Annotated in this window: 13 protein-coding genes and 1 pseudogene; 5 read left to right on the forward strand and 9 right to left on the reverse strand. The window is 64.8% G+C overall.

Annotated features, from left to right (window positions below):
* Positions 1–2: 2 nt before the first annotated feature.
* Genes VN706_20410 through VN706_20420 form a run of 3 tightly spaced genes read right to left on the reverse strand, consistent with a single transcriptional unit; the run spans position 3 to position 2,205 of the window.
* Positions 3–1,208 (reverse strand): prepilin-type N-terminal cleavage/methylation domain-containing protein, encoded by a 1,206-nt coding sequence (locus VN706_20410; GenBank protein HXT18006.1) that lies wholly within the window; start codon positions 1,206–1,208, stop codon positions 3–5.
* Positions 1,209–1,219: 11 nt separating this feature from the next.
* Positions 1,220–1,642, reverse strand: a complete 423-nt coding sequence (locus VN706_20415) for a prepilin-type N-terminal cleavage/methylation domain-containing protein (protein ID HXT18007.1) — start codon at positions 1,640–1,642, stop codon at positions 1,220–1,222.
* A complete protein-coding gene (locus VN706_20420; GenBank protein ID HXT18008.1) occupies positions 1,639–2,205 on the reverse strand; it encodes a GspH/FimT family pseudopilin in 567 nt (188 codons plus the stop codon). The genes VN706_20415 and VN706_20420 overlap by 4 nt, the downstream gene beginning before the upstream one ends.
* 351 nt (positions 2,206–2,556) lie before the next feature.
* Here VN706_20420 and VN706_20425 point away from each other — a divergent pair, with 351 nt between their 5' ends.
* The 3 genes from VN706_20425 to VN706_20435 are packed head-to-tail and all read left to right on the forward strand — an operon-like array spanning position 2,557 to position 4,858.
* A complete protein-coding gene (locus VN706_20425) occupies positions 2,557–3,270 on the forward strand; it encodes a helix-turn-helix domain-containing protein (protein ID HXT18009.1) in 714 nt (237 codons plus the stop codon).
* Positions 3,271–3,303: 33 nt separating this feature from the next.
* Positions 3,304–3,861 carry a hypothetical protein gene (locus VN706_20430; GenBank protein ID HXT18010.1) on the forward strand — a complete coding sequence of 186 codons (558 nt, stop codon included), beginning with the start codon at positions 3,304–3,306 and terminating at the stop codon, positions 3,859–3,861.
* A 13-nt stretch (positions 3,862–3,874) separates the two neighbouring features.
* On the forward strand, positions 3,875–4,858 hold the full coding sequence (locus VN706_20435; GenBank protein HXT18011.1) for a tetratricopeptide repeat protein: 984 nt from the start codon (positions 3,875–3,877) through the stop codon (positions 4,856–4,858).
* A 10-nt stretch (positions 4,859–4,868) separates the two neighbouring features.
* On the opposite strand, the gene VN706_20440 is transcribed toward VN706_20435, so the two are convergent.
* The 5 genes and pseudogenes from VN706_20440 to folE form a co-directional block, all read right to left on the reverse strand.
* A complete protein-coding gene (locus VN706_20440) occupies positions 4,869–5,984 on the reverse strand; it encodes a pilus assembly PilX N-terminal domain-containing protein (protein ID HXT18012.1) in 1,116 nt (371 codons plus the stop codon).
* A gap of 13 nt (positions 5,985–5,997) precedes the next feature.
* Positions 5,998–6,909 (reverse strand): prepilin-type N-terminal cleavage/methylation domain-containing protein, encoded by a 912-nt coding sequence (locus VN706_20445; GenBank protein HXT18013.1) that lies wholly within the window; start codon positions 6,907–6,909, stop codon positions 5,998–6,000.
* Positions 6,909–7,307 carry a prepilin-type N-terminal cleavage/methylation domain-containing protein gene (locus VN706_20450; GenBank protein ID HXT18014.1) on the reverse strand — a complete coding sequence of 133 codons (399 nt, stop codon included), beginning with the start codon at positions 7,305–7,307 and terminating at the stop codon, positions 6,909–6,911. The genes VN706_20445 and VN706_20450 overlap by 1 nt, the downstream gene beginning before the upstream one ends.
* The gene (locus VN706_20455; protein HXT18015.1) at positions 7,304–7,789 is read right to left on the reverse strand and encodes a hypothetical protein; all 486 of its coding nucleotides are present in this window, start codon (positions 7,787–7,789) and stop codon (positions 7,304–7,306) included. Before VN706_20455 ends, VN706_20450 begins: the two co-directional genes overlap by 4 nt.
* A gap of 152 nt (positions 7,790–7,941) precedes the next feature.
* A pseudogene (gene folE, locus VN706_20460) lies at positions 7,942–8,508 on the reverse strand (GTP cyclohydrolase I FolE).
* A 132-nt stretch (positions 8,509–8,640) separates the two neighbouring features.
* On the opposite strand from folE, the gene coaE reads away from it, so the two are divergent.
* Together coaE and gcvH are read left to right on the forward strand one after the other, a co-directional pair.
* Complete coding sequence (gene coaE / locus VN706_20465) at positions 8,641–9,270, forward strand: dephospho-CoA kinase (protein ID HXT18016.1); 630 nt, start codon at positions 8,641–8,643, stop codon at positions 9,268–9,270.
* Positions 9,271–9,326: 56 nt separating this feature from the next.
* A complete protein-coding gene (gcvH, locus tag VN706_20470; GenBank protein HXT18017.1) occupies positions 9,327–9,716 on the forward strand; it encodes a glycine cleavage system protein GcvH in 390 nt (129 codons plus the stop codon).
* Positions 9,717–9,719: 3 nt separating this feature from the next.
* Here the strand turns inward: gcvH and gcvP are convergent, their stop codons facing one another.
* Positions 9,720–12,623, reverse strand: a complete 2,904-nt coding sequence (gcvP, locus tag VN706_20475) for an aminomethyl-transferring glycine dehydrogenase (protein HXT18018.1) — start codon at positions 12,621–12,623, stop codon at positions 9,720–9,722.
* Positions 12,624–12,788: the final 165 nt, after the last annotated feature.

Genomic DNA, 12,788 nt, shown 5'->3' on the forward strand with positions numbered 1-12,788 from the left:
CCTCACGGAATCGTGACCGCGGACGAGATCGTCACCGGCGAATTCGACGGCGTGCAATCCAGCGCGGATACCGCGTACTCCCACTTCTGACCGCTGATCAGATCGAAATCCTGGAACGCGTAGGTCGAGTGGCCCGCCGGCACGCTGCCGATGGGCTGATCGAACGACGTCGTGCCCTGCAGCCGGCGATACACCGCGTACCGCTCGACATCCTTCTCGCCCGCGCCGTCATCGGTCGAACTCCCCCAACCGACCGTCACGTACGTCTGCGGAATCGTGGTACCGTTCGCGGCCGTGACGACCGCCGTCACCGTGGCCACCGCGAGCGGCGGATTACCGCACGTCGAGTGATGAATGAGTCCCGCGTTCTTCAGCTTGATCGTGAGATTCAACCGCCGCAGCACCGAGTCCTTCGGCGTGCGCGGATCGCGGAACACGCTCGTGAATTGCGCGCGTACCTGGCGAATGCTGTCCGTCAGCGCCGACTTGCCGGTGTCCGCCTGCGAGCCATGGATCGGCGCCGAATGAACGAGCGGCAGTGCCGCGGGCGAGATCTCCGTGAGATTGCCAAGCGTGTCGGACTTGAAGTAGTGGAAGATCGTGTCCGACGCGCCGTTGTAGATGATGCCGCGCGCGACGAGACGCGGCGTCGTCGCGTTCACGCGCCGCCAGAGCACGTACTCGTGCGAGTGCCCGCTCGTCGAATCCTGCACCAGGTAATACGAGATCGTCTCCGCATTGCTCGGCACGCCGGGACTCGACATGTACGTGCTGTCCGGATACTGCTTCGAGGTGCCGGGCAGCGTGATCTTGTTGTTGTTCCGCAACACGTCGATCGATGCCGAGTCGGCGTCGGGATTGATGTACACGGCGCCCAGATCGCCCGTGTCCGCCGCGACGAGATCCGCGTTGAACGTGATGCCGAGCGTGTTCGCCATGACGAGCAGCGGCTGCGCATCCACGACACCGACGCCCGCCACGCGCAGCTCGCGCTCGAGCATCGACATCGCGAAGCGCGAATTCTGCTGTGCGTCGAGGCGGCCGGTCTGCGCCGACACGAACGTGCCCTGCTTGCGGAACAGCTGCGTGCTCAGGCCGATGAGCGTGAGCATCAGCGTCATCGCGAGCATGATTTCGACGAGGGTAAAGCCGCGGCGTGCGCGAAGGGTGAGCGGCGCCGCGGGCGCCCGAGATGCCTTGGGTATCACGCGTGCCTCCGTCAGTATGGTGCGATGACCGTCGTCTTGCGCACGTTGCCGGTCAGCTGCGAGTTGGCGACTTGCACGGTGACGATCTTGTAGTCGATGGTATCGGAAGCGGCACCGCCGACGCGCGATACCCACGTCTGCCGCGAGAATCCGGGGTGTCCGCCGACAACCGCTTCGGTCGCGACGTACAAGCTTTCGATCGCGGTGTAGCGCGGTGCGCTCTTCACCGCCTCGAGTCGATCCGCGGCCAGCTGCGCCGCCTCGATGCGAATGCGCGACGACGACGTCGACTGCGACAACCGCACGGAAAACATGCCGAGCGCCATCAGCACGCCGCCGAGAATGGCGAGCGCCACGATGACCTCGACCAGCGACAGACCGGCGCGTGCACGCATGCGCGTAGGCATGCCGGACGAATTCGGACGAGTCGTCATTGGTTGGCCTGCGCCCAGGCGTTAGTGGAGGTGTTCAGTCGGTACCAGTCCACGCGCCCGGTGGATTGCGTGACGCGCACCGCGCGATACCACGGCGGTCCATGTCCCGCGACCTTGATGTAGATCTCGGCATCCGTGCTCGCCGAGCCGTCGCGGTGAAACGTGATCGTCGGCCAGTTGTTCAGCGACCTGATGTTCGAGCCGGACACCGGGTTCGTGATCTGGGATCCGGTAATGCCGCTCACCGACGGATCGGTGAACAACACACCGACGTCGAGCCCGCGAAGGCTCACCCGTTCAGTGTTCTCGAAGCTGCCGTCATTGTTGATGTCCCAGAACGTGCGGATCTTCTCGCCCGTCGTGTCGAAGCTCACGACCATATCATGCTGTCGCGTGATCGCCTGGCGCTCCGCATATTGCAGCGTAGTGCGCACGATGGTTGCGATGGCGTCCGCCTTGATCTTCGTCGTGTCGATCCGCGGGATCGCGATCGCGATCATCATTCCCGAGATCACGACCACCACCATGATCTCGGCGAGCGTAAAGCCCGTGCGACGCGCCACTATACCACCGCGTGGGATGTGTCTTGCGAAATGATTGCGACCCATGAAATCCTCTGGCCTGGCTGCTTACTTAAGGACGACAACATGGCCTCAGAGGCTATGCGGACGTGTGACACTGATCATCACAGGTTCGGCAGAAAGCGTCATATTCTGCGGTCTTGCGCCTTGCACGTGACAACCGAGCGCGAATAAAGTCCCTGTAAGGAGACGCTACACTTTCTCGCGGTCGTCGACCGAGGTTTCATGGGAGTCATTGCGACGCTCCTGCCTAACGCAACACAAGTCAAACGGCTCCGAACGGCCATCCGCGACCGTCACGAGGTCGTGGCATGCGATGATTGGGAAACTCTCATGCAAGCGTGCGAACGGCAGGCGGTTCGTCTGGCCGTCATCGACCTGTTCGCACACGGGCAGGCGAACTTCGAGCACATTCGCCAGCTCAAGCAGCGGCTGCCGCGGCTCACGCTCATCGCCTACGTCTCGTATTCCCCCGAGCGCGCCCACGACCTCTTCGACGCCGGCCGGCAGGGCATGAGCGGACTCGTCATCGTCGATCAGGACGACTCGCCGCGCGCACTCCTCGCACTCGTCGAACAGGCCGAATCGCGCAGCCTGAGCTCGGTGGTCGCGCAATCGCTCAGCGGCGTCGACTCCACGGTACGGGACGCCGCGCTGCTCTCGGTCACCCGCGCACACGAGCGCCTGGCGCCGGAAGAGTTGGCGCGCTTGCTCGCACTGCCCCGACGTACGGTCTCGCAGCGGCTTGCGTCGGCGGGCTTTCCGCCGCCGCAGCGCTTGCTGACGTGGGGACGCCTCATCGTGGCCGCGCATTTGCTCGAAGATCGCCATCGGAGCGCGGATCGGATCGCCGCGGCGCTGGACTTTCCTTCGGGAAGTGCGTTCCGCAACACGTGCCAGCGGTATTTGCACGCAGCCCCGCACGAGATTCGCGCGCGGGGCGGTGCGGCGTACGTGATTCGCGCCATGCTTCGTCAAACGAGTGTGAACCGCGAGCAAACTCCAACCACCCGGATCGGCAAGCGCAAGCTCGCGCTCGCGGTCTGATACCCTTCATCTACGAGCCGAGGTTTCTCACACATGAAGCGACGCCGCCTCATCCTGGCCTGCACGGCGATCACGCTCGCCGCATGCAGTAGTACGGACTCGACTGCTCCGCGCGCGATCACGACCGCCACCGCGTCGCACGCGTACGGCGGCGACTGGCATGACGGAACGCCGGTGCCCGGTTCAGTGGGCGAGGCGCAGAACAGTTCTTCATCGAATCAACAACCGCTGGCGTGTAACGTCGACGCGCCGCTTCAGGGCTCCGCCATCATCGGACCGAGCGGCGGCACGCTCAACGTCGGCCCGCATCGCCTCATCATTCCGCCCGGTGCGCTCGACAGCAACGTCACGGTGAGTGGCGTCGTGCCGGCGGGCAATACGTTACGCATCGACTTCTATCCGCAGGGCCTGCAGTTCCGGAAGCCCGCGGGGCTCGTGCTCGACGCGTCGAGCTGCGGAACGGTGCCGAACGTGATTTATCTCGACGAGGTGGATGGACTTCAGGAGCACATCCAGGCGACCTTTTCCACGTGGTGGCATACGATCGCCGCGCCGCTGGATCACTTCTCCGGATACCTTCTTGACGTCTGATCGGACCGCCTGAATGGGGAGTCGCGACGCGATCGTCGCAGGGGAGGCCTCGGAACTCGCCGGAGAGTTTCTCGAGGCCTCCGCTGCATATACGTCGGCGCTGGGCGACCACGATCCCTCCGTGGTCGCCGACGCACACTTTCATCTCGGCCGCGTCAACTGGCGCCAGGCCCATTTCGACGACGCGGCGCGCGAGTACGAGGCGGCGCGCGCCATCGCGCTACAGCATGGCCTCAAGGAACTGAGGGCGCGCGTCGAGAACGGATTGGGCGTCGTCCACCACGCGCGCGGCGAGTACACGCAAGCCAAGGCGTGCTACGCCATCGCGCTGGAGCTCGCCGGCGACGACGTGCAGCGCGGCCGCGTGTTGCTCAACCTCGGCGCCATCGAGAACATCGAGGGCAATCTCGACGCGGCGCGCAGCTACTACGCGCGCAGCCGAGCGATGTCTCAGCAGTCCGGCTACACCCGCGGCGAAGCGATGGCGCTTCACAACCTCGGCATGCTCAACGCCGACGAAGGCCGCTGGGACGATGCCGAGGACGCGTACAATCGCTGTCTTCAGCTGCTCGAGTCGTTCGGCGACCGCCAGTCGATCGGCCACGTCCTCATGAACCGCACGGAGCTGCACTGCGGACGCGAGCGCTACGAGGAAGCGATCGCGAGCGCCGACCTGGGACTGTCGATCTTCTCGGAGCTTGGAGACGAAGCGGGCCGCGGCGAAGCGCTACGATGGAAGGGGCGCGCACTCCGTCTCTCGGGCCGCTACGAAGAAGCGGAGCGCGCGCTGCACGAAGCGGTGCGCCTGGCCAAGCGCACGCAGGGCAAGCTGCTCGAGGCCGAATCGTCGCTCGATCTCGGGCTCGCGTGGGCCGATCGCGGCGACACGACCCAGTCGCGGCGCTGGCTCGAGCGGGCATTAGAGTTATTTGATGCCCTCGGCGCGTCACGCGACGCCGAGGCCGTTCGCGTGGCGCTCGGCGGGCTTCCGCGCTGAGCCCCGGCGTCTACCAGGACGCCAGGTTGTCGCTCCACGAGTTCGGGATCGTGATGTACTTTCGCAGCCGCGACGACGCCTTCGAGACGGAGCACGAGTCGTAGACGTACGTCTTCTGGCCGTTGGCGTCGGAGTCGTCCACCTTGCTGGGCGACGGCGTGCCGCCGAGCAGGAAGTTCAAGCCGCTGAGCGTCGCGCCGTACGTGGTGTTGTTGCCGTTCGACGTGAGCGTGCCGCCAACGAGCACGATGCCCGCCCACATGTTGCTGCCGCTGATCGCGAAGTCGCTGTCGGCGATGATGATGCCCCGCCCTTGGTTGGGCAGACTGTATCCGTTCGTGTGAATGCGAATGACCGGCCAGTAATTGGTGTCCGCCGCGAACGTCGCCGCGGAGGGGAACGCTTGTCCGGGAATCGTGATGTCCGCCGGCATCGAGTTCTGATTGATGATGCCGTCCCAGTCGATGGGCGTGTTCGTCTTGAGCTGCGTGAACGTCTGGCTGGTATCGACCGGCGGGCTTCCGTCGAAGACCGACGCGCCGCCGTTGACGATGAGATCGCCCTTGTCGACTTGCGCGCCGGCAACCGAAGGCGCCTGCCCGCAAAAGTCGGTGCCGTCGATCGTGCCCGTTCCATTCTTCACGAGACCCGACAGGCTGACCCACGCAGCCGTGACCTTCATCGTCGCCGTGGTCCACTTGGCGTAGACGCCAACCGTGTGCTCGGCGGACGTGCCGTTCCCCGCGCCGCCAATCTGCACCGACGTGTCCACGCCCTTGGAGCGAATGAAGAACAACGCCGGCGTCGTCGAATCGATCGCGGGGCGGACCTTCACGGCAACGACGTCGGCATACCCGCCCGGCAGCGTGACGCGCGTCCATTCGGAATCGACCGCGATCGGGTCGCCACAGTGCAGGCACCAACCGGTCGTGCCGCGCATGACCATGAACTGCTCGAGCCCTGTTTCCGCGAGATGATAAGCGCGATTGGTGCCGCGCTCGGCGCGATTGGTCAGATATTCCGCGGTCGTCGATGAGAACGACGCGGCGACGGCGGCCGTCAGCACCGCGATGATCAGGATGGACATCGGCAGCGCGAAGCCGTCCCGGTTCTTGAGTCGGGTCATAAGAAAACTCCTATTAGTACGCACGCACGTTCTTGAAGAACACCGACGTCACCATTTTGGACGGCGCATGCGAGGCGGCATTGTCGGAGGTCGCGCGGGGACTCAAGGAATTGAGCACGAGATCGACGCCGCGGATCTGATCGACCGACGGCACCGTCGTCCGCGACGTATCGTCGCCCGCGACGTAGTAGCGAAAGCGCGCGGTCGAATCGAACGGCGCGAGCAACTCCTCGTTGGTTCCACCCTGCACGTTGCGATACAGGCCGAGATATCCGGGAAACGCACCGGACGCCTTGAACGAATAGGTGATGCGCTGCCAGAGGAATACCGGCGCCGTCGCCGCCGCGCCGGTCGGTCCGGGAGCCTTCAGGTCGAGAATCGCGCCTGAGCGCCCATTGACCGACAACGTGCGAATCTGTGCCTGACCGCCGCCACTGCCCGTGCAGGTGTTCGGCGACACCGACGCCACCGGTTGATCCGAGCCCGTGGGATTCGCCGGCGTCACCGTCACGTAGCGACCGCTGGTCGGATCGCGAAACGCAAACCCCGCGTAGACCGACATGGCGTTCGTCGCCGAATCGTTCGGCAGCATGCTCACCGTCGTGACGGAGCCGTTGGTGCCGCATACGAGGCCGAAGCGATACGGCACGACCACGCGCATCAATCGCCCGTCGACCGTCGCCGAATCGACGCCGCCGGAATCCTGCACCATGCGGAGATCGGAGAGAATGAGATTCATCGAACTGCGCGCGATGGTGCGCGCGTTGCGCAGGTTCGTCTGCTTGTCGTAGAAGCGCGACTGGGCCGTCAGCAGCTTGGTGGCCGCCACGCCGATGATCCCGAGGATCGTCAGCGCGATCACGACTTCGATGAGCGTGAAGCCGCTGCGTGCGGGGGGGCGAGTGGTCGACGTGCGCGTCATCATCAACATCCCTTGCAGAGGACGCTCGACGTCGCGGGCGCGGTGCGATCGATGATGACCGAGTCCTTGGCGATCGCCGTGTTCGTCGGCGCGACGACGATTTTGATCGTGTAGCGCTGCGCGTTGACGTTCGTGATCGTGAGCTTCCGCGTGTACGAGAAGTCGCCGCTCGTGAACGACTTGTCGCTCGTCGGAAAGTTCGCGAGACTCGCGAACGGCATCGACCCGAACTTGTTGGCTTCCTGGAGAAGCGCGGCGGAGCGCTTGGCATAGGTGTCGTTGTCGCGGCCGCGGATCGCGACGATGGTCGCGAGCCGGGCAAGGGACACGAGCACGAGCGAGAGAATGGTCAGCGCGACCATGATCTCGATGAGCGAAAAGCCTTCCCTGGTCTGCTTCATTGCGACTGTACCAGTCCGGCGCGCGAGACGCGGATCGTGCGCGTCGTGCCGTTCGCCGAGAGAGTGATCACGAGCGTGTCGCTCGCCAGGCCGTTGGAGAACACTTCGATCGGCGTTTCCGAGAACGCGACCGCTCCACTCGGCAGACCATACGGATCGAGACCGAGACTCACGTGACGAAACACCGTGGTCCCGGCGCGGTCGGTGACGTTGAATTGCGACTTGCTCGCGTCCCAGCTCATACGAATGGGCCGGCGATTTCGCGCGGCCAGCGCGAACGCGGCTTCGACGTTCGTGCGAATCACGGCCGAGGCACGGTAGACGCGCTGTTGATTCATGATGTCGTGGATGCGGCCCAAGGACAGTCCGCCGACGAGCACAGTGACGAACATGACGACCGCCAGCTCGAGGACCGTGAAGCCACGGCGAGCAGGCAGGCGCGAACGGATCGCGGTTCGACGATTGGGCTCAGCAGGAAACATGGGCATCCTTCTGTTACGTAGACGGCACAACATATCACTACGTAACTAGTACTGCTCAGTCTGTAACCTTGGTCACCCTTTGGTGGAACGCAACGCGGCCCCGCGAGGGGGTCGCGGGGCCGCTGCTGTATAACTTGTTGTCAAATAATGGTTTATGGTTGACGCGGCGCGTAGGCCAGCGTAAGGAATTCTTCGCGCGTCCGCTGATCCGACCGGAAGAGGCCGCGAACGGCACTGGTCAGGGTCTTGGAATTCTGCTTCTCGACCCCGCGCATCATCATGCACAGGTGGTAGGCCTCGATCACCACGCCTACGCCCATGGGTGACAGCACGTCGTCGAGCGCGGTCGCGATCTGTTCCGTGAGGCGCTCCTGCACCTGCAGGCGCCGCGCGAACACCTCGACGATGCGCGGCAGCTTCGAGAGTCCCACGATCTTGCCGTTGGGGATGTACGCGATGTGCGCCTTGCCGTAGAACGGCAGCATGTGATGCTCGCAGAGGCTGTACAACTCGATGTCGCGCACCATGACCATGTTGCTGGCGCCCTCGGCGTCGAACAGCGCTTCGCCGACGACGTGATTGACGTCCATCTCGTAGCCCCGCGTCAACCAGGCGAGCGACGTGGCGACGCGGTGCGGGGTCTGCAACAGCCCTTCGCGATCGGGATCCTCGCCGAGGAGCTCGAGCTGTCGGCGCACCAGTTCGCGGAACTCTTCGCTCGACGGATGTTTGTCAACCGACTCATCAGTGCCGACCACGACCGCTCCTGTTTGGCGTTGACGCTCTCTAAACGCTTCCGTAGGTTGGGGCTTGCCGCAGCGTGCCCCAGCTAGCCAACCGAGGAATCCCCAATGCTCCTGGTAGGACTCACGGGCAACATCGGCAGCGGTAAATCCACGGTGGCGCAGTTGCTATCCGAGCGCGGCGCCACGATCATCGACGCCGACGTGCTCGCGCGGCGGGCCGTCGAGCTGGGCACCGCGGCGTTCGACAAAATAGTCGCCCGCTGGGGCAACGACGTCCTTGCCCCGGACGGCCATCTCGATCGCGCGGCGCTCAGACGCGTCGTCTTCGCCGACCACGAACAGCTCGAAGAACTTAATCAGATTGTCCATCCCGAAGTCGAGCGGCTGCGCGGCCGGCTGGTCGACCAGGCCCGCAAGCGGGGCGATCGCATCGTGGTGTGTGACATTCCGCTGTTGTTCGAGCGGCACATGACGGATCGCTTCGATCGCATCATTCTGGTCGATTCGCACCGCGCGATTCGCCTGGAGCGTCTCGTCAAGGACCGCGGCCTGCGCGAGACCGAAGCGATGGACATGATCGCCGCGCAGATGCCGGCCGAGTTGAAGCGCGCGCGCGCCGACTTCGTGATCGACAACGACGGCACCCTCACGCAGCTCGAGCGACGCGTCCAGGACGTCTGGGCGGAGCTGATGAGCGAGGCGCAGAACGAGCGTCCGGCGGCGGTTGCGCCGTAAGCGCCGGACACGTAGACTCCGCGCTCGTCCGATCACCGACTGAGGAGCGCCACGTCGTGTCCGAAATTCCGAAAGACTTACTGTTCACTGAAGAGCACGAGTACCTGAAGCCGACCGACGACGCGAACGTGTTCGCGGTCGGGATCACCGACTACGCGCAGGGCGAGCTGGGCGACATCGTGTTCATCGAGCTGCCGAAAGTCGGCGCCTCGTTCAGCAAGCACGACGTGTTCGGCACCGTCGAAGCGGTGAAGGCCGTGTCGGAACTGTATTCGCCGGTCGCCGGCGAGATCGTCGCCGTGAATGATCGGCTCGACAAGGAACCGGCGCTCGTCAACTCGTCGCCGTACGGCGACGGGTGGATGGTGAAGATTCGCCTGAAGGATGCGGCCGAGAAGGCCGGGCTGATGAATGCTGATGCGTATGGGGCGCATTTGGGGCAGTAGCGCTCAGCGCTCAGCCACCGCCTCCGCGTACGCGTCCGTCGGCAGACACGAGCACACCAGATTCCGGTCGCCGTACGCCGACTCCACGCGGCCGACCGCGGGCCAGAACTTGTGCTCCCGCGTCCAGGCCACCGGGAATGCCGCGCGCTCGCGGCCGTAGGCATGCTCCCACTTGTCGGCCGCCACGCGCAGCAATGGATGCGGCGCATGCTTGAGCGGGTTGTCCTGGCGATCAGCGATTCCTAATTCAATTTCTCTGATTTCCTCGCGGATCGAGATCAGCGCGTCGCAGAAGCGGTCCAGCTCGGCCTTCGACTCGCTCTCCGTCGGCTCGATCATCAAGGTGCCCGCCACCGGGAACGACACCGTCGGCGCGTGGAAGCCATAGTCCATCAGCCGCTTGGCGATGTCCTCCACCTCCACGTCGGCCGACTTCTTGAGCGGCCGCGGATCGACGATGCACTCGTGCGCCACCGTCCCCCGCTTGCCGCTGTACAGCACCGGATAGTGCGCCGAGAGCCGCTTCGCGATGTAGTTCGCGTTGAGGATCGCGATCTTCGTCGCCTCCGTCAGGCCCTCGCCGCCCATCATGTCGATGTACATCATCGAGATCGGCAGAATGCTCGAGCTGCCCCACGGCGCCGCCGAGATGACGGCGTGCGACTGCGCGCCGCCGGTCTTCACGACCGGATTCGTCGGCAGGAAATCCACGAGATGCTTCGCGACGCCGATCGGACCCATGCCCGGGCCGCCGCCGCCGTGCGGAATGCAGAACGTCTTGTGCAGATTCAGATGGCACACGTCCGCGCCGATGTCGCCCGGACGCGCCAGGCCGACCATCGCGTTCATGTTCGCGCCGTCGAGATACACCTGGCCGCCATACCGATGCACGATCTTGCAGACCTCGACGATCGTCTCGTCGAACACACCGTACGTCGACGGATACGTCACCATCAACGCCGCGAGTGTCTCGGCATGCTCCTTCGCCTTCGCCTCGAGGTCGGCCATGTCGATGTCGCCGGCCTCGGTGTTCTTCACGACGACGACTTTCATGCCCGCCATCACCGCGCTCGCCGGGTTCGTGCCGTGCGCGGACTGCGGAATCAGGCACACGTTGCGCTTGGCATCGTTACGTGATTCGTGATACTGGCGAATCACCATCAAGCCGGCATACTCGCCCTGCGAGCCCGCGTTCGGCTGCAGCGACACCGCGGCGAACCCCGTGATCTCGGCCAGCGCTTTCTCGAGACGATCGAACATCTCGCGATAGCCCTTCGCCTGCTCGACCGGCGCGAACGGATGGATCTTCCCGAACTCGGGCCACGTGACGGGATACATCTCCGCCGTCGCGTTCAGCTTCATCGTGCACGAGCCGAGCGGAATCATCGACGTCGTCAGCGAGAGATCCTTTGACTGGAGACGATGCATGTAGCGCAGCATCTCGGTCTCGGAGTGATAGCTGTTGAACGTCGGATGCGTGAGGAACGGCGACGTGCGCATGAAGCGCTCGTCGTAGCGCGGATCCACCTTCTCCTGGAGCGATTCGACCGTCGGCGGCGCGCCATGCCCCGTCGCGAAGATCTCGAGCAGATCGTCGACGTCTGCGGCGGTCGTCGTTTCGTCGAGCGCGACGACGACGCACGACTTGCCCGACGCACGGAGGTTGATCCGCTTCGCGCGCGCGGCACCGATGATGTCGGTCGCCGGCTGATGGCCAAGCTCCACGGAGATCGTGTCGAAGTAGTCGTCGTGCGCCAGCGAGTATCCCATCTGCTCGATGCCGGCGGCAAGCGTCGCGGCGTGCGTATGAATCCGCGTCGCGATCGCGCGCAGGCGCTCGGGCCCATGATACACGGCGTACATGCCCGCGATCACCGCGAGCAGCACCTGCGCCGTGCACACGTTGCTCGTTGCCTTCTCGCGCCGAATGTGCTGTTCACGCGTCTGCAGCGCCATGCGGAGCGCCGGCTTGCCGTCGGCGTCGCGCGATACGCCGATGATGCGTCCAGGCAGCTGGCGCTTGAACTCATCTTTCGTCGCGAAGAACGCGGCATGCGGACCACCGTAGCCGAGCGGGACGCCGAACCGCTGTGAATTGCCGACGGCCACGTCCGCGCCCCATTCGCCGGGCGGCGAGAGCAGCACGAGACTCATGAGATCGGTCGCGACCGTCACCATCGCCTGCACCGCATGCGCGCGGTCGCAGAATTGGCGGTAGTCGTGCACCGCGCCGTCGGTCGCGGGATACTGCAGCAGCACGCCGAACACGTCGTCGTTGAGCGCGGCTTCGCGCCAGTCGCCCACGACGACGTCGACGCCGCGCGCGTGGGCGCGCGTCTTCACGACCTCGATGGTCTGCGGATGGCACTCGTCCGAGACGAAGTACGTCTCCTTCCCCGGCTTGCCGCGCACGGCATACGACATCGCCATCGCTTCAGCCGCGGCGGTGCCCTCGTCGAGCAGCGACGCGTTCGCGATCTCGAGGCCGGTCAGATCCATGACCACGGTCTGGAAGTTGAGCAGCGCTTCGAGGCGTCCCTGCGCAATCTCCGCCTGATACGGCGTGTACGCCGTATACCAGCCGGGGTTCTCGAGCACGTTCCGCTGAATCACCGGCGGCGTCACCGTGTCGTAATAGCCGAGGCCGAGGTACGATCGGTAGATCTGATTGCGCTGGGCGATGGTGCGCAGGTTCGCGAGCGCTTCGTGCTCGGTCATCGCGCGGTGAATCGCCAGCGGCCGGTCGAGTCGAATGCCCGACGGGACGGTCGCGTCGATCAACGCGTCGAGGGTGTCGTAGCCGAGCAGATCGAGCATCGCGCGCACGTCGGCCGGCGACGGTCCGATATGGCGCGGAATGAAGCTCGCCGCATCCGCGGCGGACATAACCTGACTCTGAGTGGTCATGCGGGTCCTCTGGAGGGCGCGGGCCCCGTGGTCCGAGCGGGGCGCGATGGATGACTATGGAATTTAGTTTAGGGGCAAGGGTGGGGGATGGAGGCGGGGTGATTGGGAAAGGGCGAACCGAAAGGGCGAACCGAAAGGGCGAACCGAAAGGGCGAACCGAAAGGG

The organism is Gemmatimonadaceae bacterium (assembly GCA_035606695.1).
Taxonomy (GTDB): Bacteria; Gemmatimonadota; Gemmatimonadetes; order Gemmatimonadales; family Gemmatimonadaceae; genus JAQBQB01.

Bases quoted from the DNA above. Each gene is read 5' to 3' on its own strand.
- VN706_20415 (HXT18007.1), bottom strand. From the start codon at position 1,642: ATGACGACTCGTCCGAATTCGTCCGGCATGCCTACGCGCATGCGTGCA.
- VN706_20425 (HXT18009.1), top strand. From the start codon at position 2,557: ATGCAAGCGTGCGAACGGCAGGCGGTTCGTCTGGCCGTCATCGACCTG.
- VN706_20430 (HXT18010.1), top strand. From the start codon at position 3,304: ATGAAGCGACGCCGCCTCATCCTGGCCTGCACGGCGATCACGCTCGCC.
- VN706_20435 (HXT18011.1), top strand. From the start codon at position 3,875: ATGGGGAGTCGCGACGCGATCGTCGCAGGGGAGGCCTCGGAACTCGCC.
- VN706_20440 (HXT18012.1), bottom strand. From the start codon at position 5,984: ATGACCCGACTCAAGAACCGGGACGGCTTCGCGCTGCCGATGTCCATC.
- VN706_20445 (HXT18013.1), bottom strand. From the start codon at position 6,909: ATGATGACGCGCACGTCGACCACTCGCCCCCCCGCACGCAGCGGCTTC.
- VN706_20450 (HXT18014.1), bottom strand. From the start codon at position 7,307: ATGAAGCAGACCAGGGAAGGCTTTTCGCTCATCGAGATCATGGTCGCG.
- VN706_20455 (HXT18015.1), bottom strand. From the start codon at position 7,789: ATGTTTCCTGCTGAGCCCAATCGTCGAACCGCGATCCGTTCGCGCCTG.
- coaE (HXT18016.1), top strand. From the start codon at position 8,641: ATGCTCCTGGTAGGACTCACGGGCAACATCGGCAGCGGTAAATCCACG.
- gcvP (HXT18018.1), bottom strand. From the start codon at position 12,623: ATGACCACTCAGAGTCAGGTTATGTCCGCCGCGGATGCGGCGAGCTTC.